We start from the raw sequence: 15,723 nt of genomic DNA, 5'->3' as shown, positions 1-15,723 counted from the left end.
GGCACCGAGTGGTGGGGCAAGAGCCCTTTGGTTACTTTTGGGGCTCTTTTCCAAAAGTGACCCGCTGTAAGAGCGGAACCAATAGCAGCCATCACCCAAATAACGGATATGTACCCAGCACCCCCGCGACAACCAAAGAATTCAACCCATAAAAAGTTGCGTAGATACCTATGCTGCGATAGCGGCAACTCGGTTCACTTGTTGTTACACATTACTGGCCCCGCCCACCGCAATTCCGTACCATTCCCCGCCTTATTCCCCGCAACGCCCTGGTACCTCATGAACCTCACCCGTCTGCGCGCCGATGCCCTGGCCGGCCTCACCACGTCTTTTGCTCTGCTGCCCGAATGCATCGCCTTCGCCTTGGTCGCCCACCTCAACCCGCTGATGGGGCTCTACGGCGCCTTTATCATTTGCACGCTCACTGCATTGTTCGGCGGCCGGCCCGGCATGGTCTCCGGCGCGGCAGGCTCGATGGCGGTGGTGATCGTCGCACTGGTGGTGCAACACGGCGTGGAGTACTTGCTCGCGACGGTATTGCTCGGCGGGCTGATCATGATTGCGTTCGGCCTGCTGCGCCTGGGCAAGCTGGTGCGCATGGTGCCGCACTCGGTGATGCTCGGCTTCGTCAACGGCCTGGCGATTATCATCGCCTTGGCGCAACTGGAGCATTTCAAAAGCGGTGAAAGCTGGCTCAGCGGCACACCGTTATACGTGATGACCGGCCTGGTCGCGGCGACCATGGCGATTGTCTACCTGCTGCCGCGCCTGACCCGCGCCGTGCCGCCCGCCTTGGTGGCGATCCTCGGCGTTGGCCTGGCGGTGTACCTGTTCGGCCTGCCGACCCGGACGTTGGGCGACATGGCCCACATCGCCGGCGGCCTGCCAACCTTCGCACTGCCGCAAATCCCCTGGACTTTGGAAACCCTGGGCATCATCGCGCCCTATGCGTTCCTGATGGCGATGGTTGGCCTGCTGGAAACCCTGCTGACCCTGAACCTTACCGACGAAATCACCGAGACCCGTGGCTACCCCGACCGCGAAAGCGTCGCGCTGGGCGCGGCGAATATGGTCTCGGGCCTGTTCGGTGGCATGGGCGGTTGCGCGATGATCGGGCAAACCGTGATCAACTTGAGCTCCGGCGGGCGCGGGCGCTTCTCCGGGGTGTTTGCCGGGGTGATGATCCTGCTGTTCATTCTGTTTCTGTCGCCGCTGATTGAGCGGATTCCGCTGGCGGCGCTGGTGGGGGTGATGTTTGTGGTGTCGCAGCAGACCTTCGCTTGGGCGTCGTTGCGGGTGATCAACAAAGTGCCGGTCAATGACGTGCTGGTGATTCTGGCAGTGACGGTGATCACGGTGTTCACCGACCTGGCCACGGCGGTGCTGTGCGGCATTGTGATTGCGGCGCTGAATTTCGCCTGGCAACAGGCGCGTGAGTTGTACGCCGATGAGCATCTGGAAGCCGATGGCAGCAAGCTCTATCGCCTGCACGGTACGCTGTTTTTTGCCTCGACCACGCCGTTCCTGAACCAGTTCGACCCGGCCAATGACCCGGCCGAGGTGACGTTGGATTGCCGTCACCTGAGCTTTGTCGACTACTCCGCGATTGCCGCGCTGATGACCCTGCGTGAGCGTTACAGCAAGGCGGGGAAACATCTGCGGGTGCTGCATTTGTCGGAGCGCTGCAAGAAGTTGCTCAAGCGCGCCCGGGTGCATCATGAGTAACTGATTACGGCCCGACCAGGTCTTCCAGCTCCTGGGCGCGGGTCTGGGTCATGTCCAGCAGGCAGCCGGCGCCGTTGACTTGGTCGATGGTGCCGCCAGTGGCTGAGCCTGCGAAGGCGCAATTGGCGTCGCGGTATTTGATCCACAGGCGCTGAACATCCTGCAATTGCTGCTTGCGGTCGCCTTCCTGGGCGGCGAGGGCAGTTTTGTAGGCTTTGTTCAGGCGCTCATCTTGCAGCTTGGCTTCTTTGGCGTTGCAATTGACCATGTCGGCGGTGGTGTTGGCGCCGTCCATGCATTTTTTCAGCGCCGCATTCTCGGCGGCCGAAGCGTTGCTGCACAAGGCCAGCAACAGCGCGCTGGCGGCGAAAGGCACAAGCAGGGTTTTGCGATTCATTGTGAGGATTCCTGATCGAAAGTTGGGCTGCCCTCTGAGACTCGGCCCCGGCAGTTGAGTTTCTGCGCGCAACAAAACTTCATGTAAGAACACCCCCCGGATTTTCATGAGCTGGCGCTGGGCATGCCCCAAAGCGACAGCGCTTATCTGTGGGCGAAAATTACTTTCATAAAAATTGAAAATTCAACCTGGTAATGATTTATGAGTTTCACAACCAATTCGACGTGACCCTTTCCAAGGAGTACCGCATGGCCGCACCACTGGGCTTGGGGCTGTTGGCATACGCTGCCATCGCCATCATTGCATTGATCGTGCTGATTGCACGTTATCGACTCAACCCGTTTATTGTCATCACCTTGGTGTCCATCGGGCTGGCGCTGATGGCCGGCATGCCGGCGGACACCATCATGGGCTCGTACGAAGCGGGTGTCGGTAAAACCCTGGGGCATATCGCCCTGGTGGTGGCGCTGGGCACCATGCTCGGCAAGATGATGGCCGAGTCCGGCGGCGCCGAGCAGGTGGCGCGCACGCTGATCAACCGCTTTGGCGAACGCAATGCGCATTGGGCGATGGTGTGTATCGCCTTCCTGGTGGGGCTGCCGTTGTTTTTCGAGGTCGGTTTTGTGTTGCTGGTACCGATTGCCTTTACCGTGGCGCGGCGCGTTGGGGTGTCGATCCTGATGGTCGGCCTGCCGATGGTCGCCGGTTTGTCGGTGGTGCATGCGCTGGTGCCGCCGCACCCGGCGGCGATGATGGCGGTGCTGGCGTATAACGCGTCGGTGGGGCAGACCGTGCTGTATGCGATTCTGATCGGTATTCCCACGGCGATCATCGCCGGCCCTCTGTACGCCAAGTTCATCGTGCCGCGCATTCACCTGCTGGCGGAAAACCCGCTGGAACGCCAGTTTATCGACCGCGAACCGCGCACCCGTCTGCCGAGCTTTGCGCTGACCATGGGCACCATCCTGTTGCCGGTGGTGCTGATGATGATTGGCGGCTGGGCCAATGTGATTTCCACCCCAGGCACCGCTTTTAACCAGTTCCTGTTGTTTATCGGCAACTCGGTAATCGCCCTCTTGGTGGCGACTTTGGTGAGCTTCTGGACCTTGGGCCTGGCCCAGGGTTTCAACCGCGAAGCGATCCTCAAGTTCACCAACGAATGCCTCGCCCCGACCGCCAGCATCACCTTGTTGGTGGGCGCGGGCGGCGGTTTGAATCGCATCCTGGTGGACGCGGGCGTGACCAATGAAATTCTCGGCCTGGCCCATGCCTTTCACTTGTCGCCGCTGGTGATGGGCTGGTTGTTTGCCGCGTTGATGCGCATCGCCACGGGCTCGGCCACTGTGGCCATGACGACGGCGTCCGGTGTGGTCGCGCCCGTCGCCATGGGCTTGGGTTATCCACACCCTGAATTATTGGTGCTGGCTACCGGCGCGGGCTCGGTGATCTTTTCCCACGTCAAAGACGGCGGCTTCTGGCTGATCAAGGAATACTTCAATATGACGGTGATCCAGACCTTCAAGACCTGGACCGTATTGGAGACGCTGATTTCGGTGGTCGCCTTCGGTCTTACGTATGGACTGTCTCTTATTTTATGAGCTGCATTTTGTAACCCGGAGCCCCCATGGACATCCTCTACCAGATCCGCGCCCGCCAGGATTCCTTCAGCGCCGGCGAAGGGCGTATCGCCAAGCTGATGCTTGATGACGTGGGCTTTGCTGCGTCGGCCAGCCTGGAAGAGTTGTCACAACGCGCCGAGGTCAGCACGGCGACCTTGTCGCGCTTTGCGCGCAGCGTGGGTTGCCGCGACTTGCGTGATTTGCGCCTGCAATTGGCGCAGGCCAGCGGGGTGGGCAGCCGCTTTCTGGACCCTGCGGGGTTGCCGGAGCAGTCGGCCTTTCATCGGCAGATTCTCAGCGATATCGAATTAACGTTGCGCCAGCACCTGTCAGGTTTTAACCAGGCGAGTTTCGTCGATGCGGTCAGCCTGCTGGGCAAGGCGCGGATGATCCATGCATTCGGCATGGGCGGCCCGTCGAGCTTGTGCAGTGAAGAGTTGCAGGTGCGGTTGGTACGCCTGGGTTACCCGATTGCCGCCTGCCGCGACCCGGTGATGATGCGTGTAACGGCCGCGACCTTGGGCCCTGAGCATGCGCTGATTGTTTGCTCGCTCTCCGGCCTCACGCCCGAGTTGTTGGACGTGGTGAGGCTGGCGCGCAACTACGATGCGCCCATCGTCGCCATCACCTTGGCCGATTCACCGCTGGCTCAGCTGGCGGACGTGTTATTGCCGCTGCAACCGGCCGAAACCAGTTTTATCTACAAGCCCACCGCCGCGCGCTACGGAATGCTGTTGGCCATCGACCTGCTCGCCACTGAGCTTGCGCTGGCGATGCCGGACGACAACCAGGAACGCCTGCGCCGGATCAAGCTGGCCCTGGACGATTATCGCGGCGGCCCCGATAGCCTGCCGCTTGGAGATTGATATGAAGTACGACACGCTGATTCGCCAGGCGCTGATCATTGATGGCAGCAACACGCCGGGCTACGTCGCCGATGTAGGGCTGCGCGGCGGGCGTATCGAGACGATCGGCGATCTTGCGACCGCGCACGCCGAGCATGAAATCGATGCGAATGGCCGCGTCTTGGCACCCGGTTTTATCGACGTGCACACCCACGATGATACCGTGGTGATCCGCCACCCACAGATGCTGCCCAAGCTCAGCCAGGGCGTGACCACGGTGATCGTCGGCAACTGCGGCATCAGCGCCTCGCCGGTGACGTTGCGCACAGATCCGCCGGACCCGATGAACCTGCTGGGCAAGCGTGAGGCCTTTGCTTACCCGCGTTTTGCCGATTACCGCGCTGGCGTGGAAAGTGCCCATCCGGCGGTCAACGTTGCGGCGTTGATCGGCCATACAGCGCTGCGCAGCAACCATATGGACGATCTGCACCGTACCGCCACGCCGAATGAAATCGCCGCCATGCGTGTGCAGTTGCAAGAAAGCCTGGAAGCCGGCGCTCTGGGTTTATCCACAGGCCTGGCCTACGCCAGCGCGTTCAATGCCGAGACCGATGAGGTGCTGCAACTCAGTGAGGAACTGACGGCCTTCGGTGCGGTGTACACCACCCACTTGCGCAGCGAATTTGAACCGGTGCTGGAGGCGATGGACGAGGCCTTCCTGATTGGCCGACATGCCCAGGTGCCGGTGATTATTTCTCATCTCAAATGTGCCGGCGCGGGTAACTGGGGGCGTAGTCCGCAGCTGTTGGCGTCGCTGGAGTTGGCTGCAAAAAACCATCCAGTGGGCTGTGATTGCTACCCCTACGCGGCCAGCTCCTCGACGCTGGACCTCAAGCAGGTCACCGATGCATTTCGCATCACCATCACGTGGTCGACGCCACACCCGGAAGTCGGCGGGCGCGATTTGCAGGACATCGCCGCCGAGTGGGAGGTTTCGCTGCTGGACGCGGCACGTCGCCTGCAACCAGCGGGGGCGGTGTACTACGGGATGGATGAAGCGGATGTACGCCGCATCCTCGCGCATCCGCTGTCGATGGTCGGGTCTGATGGTTTGCCGGAAGACCCGTTCCCCCATCCACGGTTGTGGGGCGCGTTTCCGAGAGTGCTGGGGCATTTCAGCCGAGATGTGGGGTTGTTCCCGCTGCACACGGCGGTGCACAAAATGACCGGGCTGTCGGCCGCGCGTTTTGGCTTGGCCGAGCGTGGCGAAATTCGTGAAGGGTATTGGGCTGATCTGGTGTTGTTCGACCCGTTGAGTGTGCGCGATGTGGCGGATTTCAAAGAGCCCCAGCGTGCGGCACAGGGCATTGATGGCGTGTGGATCAACGGGGTGTTGAGCTACAGCGATGGGCAGGCCAATGGTCAGCGGCCGGGGCGATTCCTGGCGCGCAATGGGGATTTGCGTGGTGGGTTTTCGTCTCTATAGTGGGCGCTTTCATACCCGGAGCTGTCGCCATGCACTTAGGAAAAGTCACCCCCATTTTGCGGATTTTCGACGAGGTCAAAGCGTTGGAATTCTACGTCGACTTCCTCGGGTTCAAGGTCGACTGGCAGCATCGCTTCGAGGCGAATTTTCCGTTGTATTTGCAGGTGTCGTTGGGCGAATGTGTGCTGCATTTGTCCGAGCATCATGGCGATGCTTCGCCGGGGTCGGCGGTGCGGATTCAGGCGCAAGAGGTGGACGCGTATCAGCAGCAGTTGCTGGCCAAAGATTACCGTTATGCCAAGCCCGGGGTTGAGGAAACGCCGTGGGGCTCGCGGGAGATGAGCATCAGTGATCCGTTTGGGAATCGGCTGGTGTTTGTTGAGGAAGGCGAGGGCTGATGGGTAAATTGCAGGCAATAAAAAACCGCCTTAGTAGGGCGGTTTTTTATTGCAAACCCAGTTTGCGGCTGGGGTTGCTATCTCAAAAGACGCATCGACCCGCAGTCGGATACTACCGTTGGTCATGTCATCACGCAAGACGGAATGATGGCCGGCATGGTTACTTTAGGCATCCTTTCTCTTGCTTGATTTGACTGCAAAAGCTTGCGATGAATCTATCAGGCGATACTGGATATTTGACCACTGTTCGACACACCTTAGACGGGAATGTTGGTTAGGATCTTCCCCGTTCTGCGTTTGTCGCTTTTTAGGTGAGCCGGGTATGCGCGCGAATTCTGGACCGACCGCTACGGGCTAGTAATCCGTGCCGGATTGATGCGGAAGGGCCATTAGCCCGGCCACCTCAAAGGACGCATCGACCTGCGTCTGAAGGCTCACGTGTTCCGGTAAGTGCGCTGGAGGTAAGGCCCAACTCAAGGAGGGCCGAGTATGTCTAAGTTTGCACGACGTACGTGGAACCTCGTAGTGAATGCCCTGCGTGTTTATCACGTGTGGACATTCCTGCGGGACAGCTTTGATGACCTGTAAGGTCTGAGAAGTGGCGCCGCCTCGGCTTAAATCGAGGCGGCTTTTTGGTTTTTTAAACCCGGAAATGACTGACCATCTGCTGCAACTGGCTGCCCAAACGCGCCAGTTCCACACTCGACTTCGCCGTCTCGTCACTTGCCGTTGCGGTCTGCTCCGACACATCACGCACGTTCACAATGCTGCGGCTGATCTCTTCAGCCACGGCGCTTTGCTGCTCGGCCGCCGCAGCAATCTGCTGGTTCATCGACTGGATGTTCGACACCGTACGGGTGATGTTTTCCAGTGACACACCCGCCTTGCGCGTCAGTTCGACGCTGCTGTCGGTGAGGCTGCGGCTGTTGTTCATCACGGTGGCCACTTGTTGGGTGCCGTTCTGCAAACCCGCCACCAGGCCTTCGATTTCTTCGGTGGATTTTTGGGTGCGTTGGGCCAGGCCACGGACTTCGTCGGCGACCACGGCAAACCCACGACCGGCTTCACCGGCACGCGCCGCTTCAATCGCGGCGTTGAGCGCCAGCAGGTTGGTCTGCTCGGCCACGGCCTTGATCACATCCATCACGCTGCCGATCTTGTTGCTCTCTTGTTGCAGGTGCGTCATGGCGTCGGTGGAGCGCGCCACCTCAGCGGCCAGGCGTTCGATCTGGGCGATGGCCTCGGCCACCACTTTGTCGCCCGCGCGGGCTTGGCCATCGGCATCGGCAGCGGCCAGCGATGCTTGTTCAGCATTGCGTGCGACTTCCTGCACGGTGGCAGTCATTTCGTGCATCGCCGTGGCGACTTGATCGGTCTCGATCTTCTGGCTGTTGACGCCGGCACTGGTCTGCTCGGTGACGGCCGACAGCTCTTCGGCAGCGCTGGCGATCTGGGTCACGCCGTCGCGAATACCGCTGATCAATTCACGCAGGGTGGTGCCCATGCGCTGGATGCCTTGTTGCAACACGCCCAGTTCATCACGACGGGTCACTTGGATGTTGTGGCTCAGGTCGCCGGAGGCAATGCGCTCCACCACGGCCAGGGTTTCCTGGATCGGGCGAGTGATCTGGCGGGTAATCACCCAGGCAGCAATGATGCCGACCAGCAAAGCCAGCAACGTGCTGATCAGTTGCAGGCTACGGGCCTGGGCGCTTTCAACGTCACGGCGTTCGAGCTGGATGTCGTACAGCTTGTCGCTGATGGTGACGATATCCGCACCTTGGGTGGTCATTTCGGCGCGTGCGCTGACGATGTTGGCGTTGGCCGCCTTGTAGCTTTGTACGGCGCTGCGATAGGCGCCGAGTGCCGTTTCCAGTGAGGTCAAAGCGCTTTGTTGGCTGGTGCCGAATGCGGCGCTGAGATTTTTCAAACCACTGATGGCTTTTTCAATCTGTGCCGCGGCGCGGGCTTCGGTTTCTGCACTGGGACTATTGGTGTAACCGCGCACTTCGTAGCGGCCCAACTGGAATTCTTCTTTGGCGTGAGTGACGGCCTGGTACTGGGTGAAGCGCTCCGGGCTGTCGGGCATCTGCTGCACATTGGTTTCCAGGGCGTCGATCTGGGCGTTGGCGATGTCGGCCTTGTCGCCCATGACCTGGCGCGCGGCGTTGCCGTTACGGTAGGCCTCGCGCATTTTGTTCAGCGACTGTTGGTAAGCGGTGATGACGGCTTTCTGGTCGGTGAGCAGCTTGCGGTTTTCCGGGCTATTGAAGCTGTCCAGCAGCGTCTGTTGCTGGGCGGCGAAGGCGTCGAGGCTGGTTTGTACGTTCTGCGCCACGGCTTCGTCGCCGTTGGCCAGCATGTATTGCAAACGCACGATGCGCAGCTTGGTCAGCGAGGCGTTGAGCTGGGTGATGTCGCTCATCCAGTTGCTACGGTCGATCAGGCTGCCCAGGCTGGTCCAGCCCGTCAGGGCCAGGATCGAGGTGAGGACCAGCACCAGGCCGAAGCCCAGGCCGAGTTTGAGGTTGACGCTGATGTTGCCGAACCAGCTATTCATCGAATGCTCCGCAAGAGTGATGTCTGTCTGCTGGACGGTGTTGTTGTTTGAGCCAGCCAATTGTGTGTAGCGCTGTATCGGCGGCAAGCGATGATTCTGAAGTACTTTTCTTACGGGTGTGACGAGGGGTCGCCATCGCCGTGTGGCAATGGCGACCCTTCGGGCTCACAGTGCCGAGGCGTTGGGCACGACGGTCAGCCTCAGACAAGACGTGGCACCGGGGCTCATGTGCACGGTGTTATGTGCGACCCGCGGGTGGTTGGCCTGGCCTGAAGGTTCGCCACTGTTGGGGTTGACGTCAAAGCGCGGGAAATTGCTACTGGAGATGTCCAGGCGCAGGCGATGGCCGCGTTTGAACAGGTTGCAGGTGGCGAAGGGCTCGATCAGTACTTTTACTCGCTTACCGCGTGTGAGGAACGTCGGCTGCTCCCAGGATTCGCGATAGCGGCAGCGGTGGATGCCATCGGTAATATTCATCGCAAAGCCATCGGGGTAGTCGGCGCTCGGTGGATACACGTCGATCAGCTTGGCGGTGAAATCGGTGTCGGGCGCATCGCTGTCGATCCACAATTCGATCTGTACGCTACCGGCGACAATCAGGTCTGCCTCGAGTGGCTCGGTCTGAAAGCTCAGCACGTCATCGCGTTCGCTGAGTGGGCAGTTGTCGCCTCGGGTGCCGAAGAAATCGGCGCGCTCACGTTGATCGAAAGCACCGCCCACAAAAATTGGGGCGCCGGAAGTTAGCGCCCCGCCGAGGGTCGGGACCGGCTTTGCGGGGTCGGCGAAGTAACTCAAGTGCGCGTCGACGCCTTCGGGCGCGCTACGCGTCAGCTGCTTTTGCGCATTCAAGTACAAGGTCAATGGCTGGCTGCCTGGCAGTGGCCATTGCGTTGATTGCAGCCAGCGGCCACCGTGGTCCAGGCGACCGTTTTGGTCACGATTGCCACTGCCACCGCCCATCAGAAACACGTGAACACTGGCCGCGGTGGCCGGCGGCGAAGGCTTGAGGGTTTGCTCGAACCACGCCAGGCGGCAACTCAGCCAGTCGTGATCGACCTGGCCATCGAACACGGCCGCAGGGCCGAACTCCACGTCGCCGCTGTGGCTGATGTTGCGATCGCCATGCAGCCAGGGGCCCATGATCAGCCGCTGGTGTGCCGTGCCGTTTTGCCTGAAGGCGGTGTAGTTGGCCAGGGTGGAGCTGACGTAAGCGTCGTACCAGCTGGACATGAACAGCACTGGAATATCCGGCAACTGTGAGTAGTGGCCTTCGGCGTAGATACCGGACTTCTGCCAGTATTCGCTGAAGGTGCCCTGGGCCCATTGGTCAAGCACGTAGGCTTCGTACTCCGGCACATGGCGCAACGGAGACTGGCCGGGCTGCCACGGCATACGCGTAAACCACTGATGAATATCTTCCTGCTCCAGCGCCAGGCGAACCTGCGGATCGGCCAGTGCTGCCGGGCTCTCCTTGGCCTGGCGAAAGGCCCAGGTGGCCTGCTTGAGTTCAAATGCACCACCTTGGCGGATCCCGCACTGGTAGGCGTTGGCGAATCCGCCACTGTCCAGCACCATGCTGCTCAAGCCCGGTGGGCGCAGGCAGGCCATTGCCAGTTGGGTATGGGCGGCGTAAGACAGGCCCATGCTGCCGACGTTGCCGTTGCACCAGGGTTGCTGGACGATCCAGGCCAAGGTGTCAAAACCGTCTTCACCTTCGGCGGTGTATTTGGTGAACAGCCCTTCGGACGCGTAGCGCCCACGGCAGTCCTGGAAGATGGCGACAAAGCCTTGTTCAGTAAAACGCGTCGCCATCTGTTCGCGGGAGATGTGTTGGCCATCGAGCTGTTTCTCCGAGCGCGAGGGCTTGCTCTTGTCGTAGGGCGTGCGCTCGATGACCACCGGGAACGGGCCTTCGCCGTCTGCCGGCAAGTAGATATCGGTGGCCAGGTGGATGCCATCGCGCATCGCGATCATTTGGTTGTGCAGGGTTTGCATGGGGAAAACACTCATCGACTCAGTACCCGCTCGTGACCGCAATGGCCAGTAACGCCATCGCCAGCACGGTGTAGATCAAGAACAGTGGCAGGATGTAGCGTGCCCATTGGCCCCAGCCGACATTGGCCGTTGCCAGCAGCACCAGCAGGCCGCTGGAGGTGGGGGTGATCATGTTGGTCAGGCCATTACCCATCAAAAACGCGAACACCGTGGTCTGCGGGCTGACGCCGGACAGTTGGCCCAACGGGCCGAAGATCGGCATGGTCACGGCGGCCTGGCCCGAGGTGGACGGGATCAGCACATCCAAGCCCAATTGCGCGAAGAACATGCCGTAGGCCGACACAATCGGGCCATGGTCGCCCACCAGATTGGCCAGGCTGTTGACGATGGTGTCCAGCACTTGGCCGGTACTGAGAATGATCTCCACGGCGGTGGCCAGGCCGATCAGCACGCCGGCAATCAGCACTTTTTTCATGCCATCGACAAAGGCACTGGCGGCGACACTCGCACCCAACCCGGCGATCACACTGAAGGCCACCGTCAGCAGCAGATAAAACGCCGACAGCTCATGGTATTTCCAAGCCCAGCGGTTGGAGGCATAGACCAAAAAGCCGATACCTGTCAGCAGCACGATCAGGTTGATCAGGTGGCGCGTAGGCAGTGGTTTGCGCTCGAACGTGATCTGCGCCGTCGCATCGAAACCGTGCTTGCGAATACTCCACAGCACGAAGGCAATGCCCACCAGCAGGAAAGTGCAGTAGGCAAGCACGCGCATGCTCAGCCCACTGAATATCGGCAGCCCGACCATCGGCTGGGCGACGGAGAGCGCCACTGGATTGGAGATCGACGCGAGGTAGCCGATCTTCACCGAGATGGTGACGATGGCCAGCCCGATCAGGTTCGACAGCCCCAGCCGATTGGCCATGGCGACCATCAGCGGCACGATCAGGATGAATTCCTTGGCCAGCCCCATAAAGGTACTGCCGGCGGAGAACACCAGCATCAGGCTCGGCACCAGTACGTAGATGTTGCCTCGGGTCAGCCCCAGCAGGCGCTCCAGCCCGGCGTCAATCACGCCGGCCTTGTTAAGCACGCCGAACATGCCGCCGATGAACAGCACCATGAAAATCAATGCCGCACGTTTCTCGATGCCTTGGGGAATGGCCATGAAGCCTTCCACCAGTGACACCGGGCGGGCCACCGTATCGCTGGCCTTGCGCGGCTCCAGTGAGAACAGTTGGCCCAGGGCGTCGTGCTTTTCCAGCACGTGATAGGAGCCCGGTACCACCAGGCCGTTCTGGCGCTCGAACTTGCCCGAGTTCACCGCGTAGGTAAACGCCACGGCGAGCAAGACAATGCTCAGCAGGATGATGGCCGGGTTGATCTGTTTGCGTTGCGTGGGTTTTTCCGCCACCGCCTGGGTGGGGGTGATCTGTGATTCGCTCATGCTGGCTGCCCCGGCGTTCGCCGTTTTTGTTATGGGGGAGTGACGCGTGTGGAGCGGACACTAGGGCAAAGTTTTTGCGCCGACAACGTTATGCGCAGGGCGGGTCGGGCTATGCGTTTTGTGCGTTCAAGCGCTGTTTGAGGTGCTCGGCAAACGCGACTACCAGCGGTGGGCGTGGCTCATTGGCGCGATAGGCCAGGCCGAACGAGTAGGGCAGCGCCGGGCGAAAAGGCCGGGTCACGATTGGCAAATGCAGGAAGTGGCTGGCGAGCAAGCCGTTGACGATCGACACGCCCAGGCCTTCAGCGACAAAACTGCAGGCCGCCCCCACGGAGTGCACTTCGACGCGCACTTGTGGTGTGAGGTTGGCGGCGCGAAACACTTGGTTCAGCTCTGCCCGCAACGCGCGTTGTCGGCCCAGCATCACCAGCGGCACATTGCGCAGGTGTTGCACCTCGATACACGTGTGACGGGTCAATGGATGGTCGAGGGGCATCACGCAGACGCCCTCGGTTTCCAGCACGGGTTCGATGTCGAAATCGGCGATTTCCGTCGGCAAGCGCACAAAGCCCAGGTCGGCGGAGCGGTCGAGTACGGCGCGCTCGATCATGTCGTAAGAGCCGGTCAGCAACTCGACAACGATGTCGTCATGGCTCTTGAGAAAATCCGCGACGATCCGTGGCAACAGCTCCTGGGTCATGCTGGTAGGCACGCCGACCTTGAGCAGGCTCTTGCGCGAGCGGCCCACGCGCATCTCGTCGGCCAAGCGTTGGATGCGCTGCATGCCGTCTACCAGGCCGGCGACTTCGGTCAGCAACTCTTCCGCTTCTGCGGTGGCCATCAGGCGACCTTTTTTGCGCAGAAACAATGCGAAACCTAATGCCTCTTCCAGTTGGCTCAAGAGGCGGCTGACCGCCGATTGCGACAAGCCCATGCGCGTTGCTGCGCCGATGGTCGAGCCGGTGGACATGATCGCCTTAAAGGCTTCGAGCTGCTTGAGATTCACCGTGGTTTTCCTGTCGGTTGCGAGGGGCGAGCGGTGCGTTGCGCATAGCCTGATGCGCATCTCGCATAACATTGTGGGGCTTTGGACGAGCCGTTAGTGTCCGCTCCAACGCGACGTGTCGTCCAGTGTGTCGCGCGGTGCAACTGCCCATAAAAAAACCACAACAGGCATTGAGGAAACAGCTATGCGAGCGTTTTTCACGAGGGGCAAAATCGCTTCGGCGGGCTTGGTGGCGAGCCTGTCACCGGCGTTGCTGGCCCAAGGTTTCTGGGAGGATTCCCAGGGGCGATTGACCTTGCGCAACTTCTACTTCAACGACGATTACCGCGACGGCGGCGACGATCGCAGGGAGTGGGCGCAAGGCTTTCTGCTCAACCTGCAGTCGGGTTACACCGAGGGCACGGTGGGCTTTGGCCTCGATGCGTTGGGGTTGTCAGGCCTGCGGCTGGACTCCAGCCCCACCCACGCCGGTACCGGTCTGTTGCCGGTGCACGACGACGGTCACGCGGCCAGCGAGTTCTCAAGCCTGGGCGTCACCGCGAAGATACGCTGGGGCGATGCCGTGGTGAAAACCGGCACGTTGCTGCCGAAGATTCCGGTGTTGGTGCACAACGATGGGCGCCTGTTGCCACAGACCTTCCAAGGCACCCAACTGGAATACACCGGTATACGCAACCTGTACCTGCACACCGGTCACCTGGATAAATTCAAGCAGCGAAACTCCACCGACAGTGTGGCTATTTACCCACAGGGCTACAGCGGCAAAAAAGGCAGCGACTTCGATTTCGCCGGCGCCACTTATGCTTTCACCCCGCGCCTGAGTGGCACCTGGTATTACGGTGAACTGCGTGAGTTCTATCGCCAGCAATTCTTCGGCCTTGTGCATAAACAGCCGGTGGGCAGTGGCACGCTGACCAGCGACTTGCGCTACTTCATGAGTGACGAGGCGGGGGCGGCGCGTAACGGCAAGGTCGACAGTGACATGTTCACCGGGCTGTTCACCTATCGCCTGGGCGCGCAGGCGTTGGGCGTCGGTTATCAGAAGGTCAGCGGCGAAACGGCATTGCCTTATGCCAGTGTGTCGACCGTGTACTCCTTCAGTAACGCCGGCGTGGGCAAGTTCATCCAGGCCGGTGAGCAAACCTGGATGCTGCGCTACGACTACGATTTCGCCGCAGTATTGCCGGGCTTGAGTTTCATGACCCGTTATTACAAGGGGCAAAACGGCGACTACAAAGGGCGTGAGGCGCGCGAATGGGAGTCCGATACCAATCTGCGCTACGTGGTTCAGAGCAGCACGTTTAAAGGCCTGGGTGTGGAGTTGCGCAAAGCGACCTACCGCTCGACTTATGCCAGCGACCGAGACAACTATCGGCTCTACCTGACTTACGACCTGGCACTCTGGTAGCCGGGGCAGGGGGCTGATAAGAGGCCGGTCTTGTGTGCTAGTCTGCTGGCCCTTTTAGTTTTGGATGGCACGGGACACCGTGCTGCCCTACAGCGGAGCCTCTTCATGTCCGAAGTTAATCTGTCCACCGACGAAACCCGCGTCAGCTACGGTATCGGCCGTCAGTTGGGCGACCAACTGCGCGACAACCCGCCACCGGGCGTAAGCATTGACGCCATCCTGGCCGGCCTGACCGACGCGTTCGACGGCAAGCCAAGCCGCGTTGACCAAGAGCAGATGGCGGCCAGCTTCAAAGTTATCCGCGAAATCATGCAAGCCGAAGCGGCTGCCAAGGCTGAAGCCGCTGCCGGCGCTGGCCTTGCCTTCCTGGCTGAAAACGCCAAGCGTGATGGCATCACCACCCTGGCTTCCGGCCTGCAATTTGAAGTGCTGACTGCAGGTACAGGCGCCAAGCCGAGCCGTGAAGACCAAGTGCGTACCCACTACCACGGCACCCTGATCGACGGCACTGTGTTCGACAGCTCCTACGAGCGCGGCCAGCCTGCAGAATTCCCGGTTGGCGGCGTGATCGCTGGCTGGACCGAAGCCCTGCAACTGATGAATGCCGGCAGCAAATGGCGTCTGTACGTGCCGAGCGAACTGGCTTACGGCGCTCAAGGCGTTGGCAGCATCCCGCCGCACAGCGTTCTAGTGTTCGACGTCGAGTTGCTCGACGTACTGTAAGGCCTGGTAGCACTGGCGTCGGCTTCATGTGGGAGCTGGCTTGCCTGCGATAGCATCACCTCGGTAGCAGGTTTGACCGAGTCGTCTATATCGCGGGCAAGCCTGGCTCCCACA

General features: G+C 60.6%; 11 protein-coding genes and 2 pseudogenes. 7 read left to right on the top strand and 6 right to left on the bottom strand.

What is annotated here, in order from left to right; all coding sequences use genetic code 11:
- Positions 1-279: 279 nt before the first annotated feature.
- Positions 280-1,725 carry a SulP family inorganic anion transporter gene (locus KZH41_RS26295; RefSeq protein WP_263273987.1) on the top strand — a complete coding sequence of 482 codons (1,446 nt, stop codon included), beginning with the start codon at positions 280-282 and terminating at the stop codon, positions 1,723-1,725.
- 4 nt (positions 1,726-1,729) lie between these two features.
- Here the strand turns inward: KZH41_RS26295 and KZH41_RS26290 are convergent, their stop codons facing one another.
- Positions 1,730-2,122 (bottom strand): lysozyme inhibitor LprI family protein, encoded by a 393-nt coding sequence (locus tag KZH41_RS26290; protein WP_263273986.1) that lies wholly within the window; start codon positions 2,120-2,122, stop codon positions 1,730-1,732.
- A 248-nt stretch (positions 2,123-2,370) separates the two neighbouring features.
- On the opposite strand from KZH41_RS26290, the gene KZH41_RS26285 reads away from it, so the two are divergent.
- The 4 genes from KZH41_RS26285 to KZH41_RS26270 are packed head-to-tail and all read left to right on the top strand — an operon-like array spanning position 2,371 to position 6,470.
- Complete coding sequence (locus KZH41_RS26285) at positions 2,371-3,720, top strand: GntP family permease (protein WP_263273985.1); 1,350 nt, start codon at positions 2,371-2,373, stop codon at positions 3,718-3,720.
- A 26-nt stretch (positions 3,721-3,746) separates the two neighbouring features.
- Positions 3,747-4,607 carry a MurR/RpiR family transcriptional regulator gene (locus KZH41_RS26280; RefSeq protein WP_242152485.1) on the top strand — a complete coding sequence of 287 codons (861 nt, stop codon included), beginning with the start codon at positions 3,747-3,749 and terminating at the stop codon, positions 4,605-4,607.
- Between the two features lies 1 nt (position 4,608).
- Positions 4,609-6,072, top strand: coding sequence for an N-acyl-D-amino-acid deacylase family protein (locus tag KZH41_RS26275; protein WP_242152483.1), 1,464 nt, complete (start codon positions 4,609-4,611; stop codon positions 6,070-6,072).
- A 29-nt stretch (positions 6,073-6,101) separates the two neighbouring features.
- Entirely contained in the window at positions 6,102-6,470 is a 369-nt protein-coding gene (locus tag KZH41_RS26270) for a glyoxalase superfamily protein (protein WP_094949345.1), read from the top strand.
- Between the two features lie 640 nt (positions 6,471-7,110).
- Here the strand turns inward: KZH41_RS26270 and KZH41_RS30585 are convergent.
- The 5 genes and pseudogenes from KZH41_RS30585 to KZH41_RS26250 all read right to left on the bottom strand — a co-directional run.
- A pseudogene (locus tag KZH41_RS30585) lies at positions 7,111-7,704 on the bottom strand (methyl-accepting chemotaxis protein); the annotation flags it as partial.
- Positions 7,705-7,965: 261 nt separating this feature from the next.
- A pseudogene (locus tag KZH41_RS30580) lies at positions 7,966-9,030 on the bottom strand (methyl-accepting chemotaxis protein); the annotation flags it as partial.
- A 165-nt stretch (positions 9,031-9,195) separates the two neighbouring features.
- Entirely contained in the window at positions 9,196-11,025 is a 1,830-nt protein-coding gene (locus KZH41_RS26260) for a CocE/NonD family hydrolase (protein WP_242156125.1), read from the bottom strand.
- Between the two features lie 19 nt (positions 11,026-11,044).
- A complete protein-coding gene (locus KZH41_RS26255; protein WP_263273984.1) occupies positions 11,045-12,472 on the bottom strand; it encodes a YfcC family protein in 1,428 nt (475 codons plus the stop codon).
- A 109-nt stretch (positions 12,473-12,581) separates the two neighbouring features.
- The gene (locus KZH41_RS26250) at positions 12,582-13,478 is read right to left on the bottom strand and encodes a LysR family transcriptional regulator (RefSeq protein ID WP_094949349.1); all 897 of its coding nucleotides are present in this window, start codon (positions 13,476-13,478) and stop codon (positions 12,582-12,584) included.
- A gap of 184 nt (positions 13,479-13,662) precedes the next feature.
- Here KZH41_RS26250 and KZH41_RS26245 point away from each other — a divergent pair, with 184 nt between their 5' ends.
- Positions 13,663-14,886, top strand: a complete 1,224-nt coding sequence (locus tag KZH41_RS26245) for an OprD family porin (protein WP_094949350.1) — start codon at positions 13,663-13,665, stop codon at positions 14,884-14,886.
- Positions 14,887-14,991: 105 nt separating this feature from the next.
- Positions 14,992-15,609 (top strand): FKBP-type peptidyl-prolyl cis-trans isomerase, encoded by a 618-nt coding sequence (locus KZH41_RS26240; protein WP_094949351.1) that lies wholly within the window; start codon positions 14,992-14,994, stop codon positions 15,607-15,609.
- The last annotated feature ends 114 nt before the right edge of the window (positions 15,610-15,723 follow it).

This window comes from Pseudomonas sp. YeP6b, from assembly GCF_025642995.1.
In the GTDB taxonomy this organism is placed as follows: domain Bacteria; phylum Pseudomonadota; class Gammaproteobacteria; order Pseudomonadales; family Pseudomonadaceae; genus Aquipseudomonas.
Note: the sequence above shows the minus strand (reverse complement) of the source record. Positions and strands in the feature narration are given on the sequence as shown.

Excerpts from the sequence above, each read along its gene's own strand:
- KZH41_RS26295 (WP_263273987.1), top strand. The coding sequence starts at position 280 with ATGAACCTCACCCGTCTGCGCGCCGATGCCCTGGCCGGCCTCACCACG.
- KZH41_RS26290 (WP_263273986.1), bottom strand. The coding sequence starts at position 2,122 with ATGAATCGCAAAACCCTGCTTGTGCCTTTCGCCGCCAGCGCGCTGTTG.
- KZH41_RS26285 (WP_263273985.1), top strand. The coding sequence starts at position 2,371 with ATGGCCGCACCACTGGGCTTGGGGCTGTTGGCATACGCTGCCATCGCC.
- KZH41_RS26280 (WP_242152485.1), top strand. The coding sequence starts at position 3,747 with ATGGACATCCTCTACCAGATCCGCGCCCGCCAGGATTCCTTCAGCGCC.
- KZH41_RS26275 (WP_242152483.1), top strand. The coding sequence starts at position 4,609 with ATGAAGTACGACACGCTGATTCGCCAGGCGCTGATCATTGATGGCAGC.
- KZH41_RS26270 (WP_094949345.1), top strand. The coding sequence starts at position 6,102 with ATGCACTTAGGAAAAGTCACCCCCATTTTGCGGATTTTCGACGAGGTC.
- KZH41_RS26260 (WP_242156125.1), bottom strand. The coding sequence starts at position 11,025 with ATGCAAACCCTGCACAACCAAATGATCGCGATGCGCGATGGCATCCAC.
- KZH41_RS26255 (WP_263273984.1), bottom strand. The coding sequence starts at position 12,472 with ATGAGCGAATCACAGATCACCCCCACCCAGGCGGTGGCGGAAAAACCC.
- KZH41_RS26245 (WP_094949350.1), top strand. The coding sequence starts at position 13,663 with ATGCGAGCGTTTTTCACGAGGGGCAAAATCGCTTCGGCGGGCTTGGTG.
- KZH41_RS26240 (WP_094949351.1), top strand. The coding sequence starts at position 14,992 with ATGTCCGAAGTTAATCTGTCCACCGACGAAACCCGCGTCAGCTACGGT.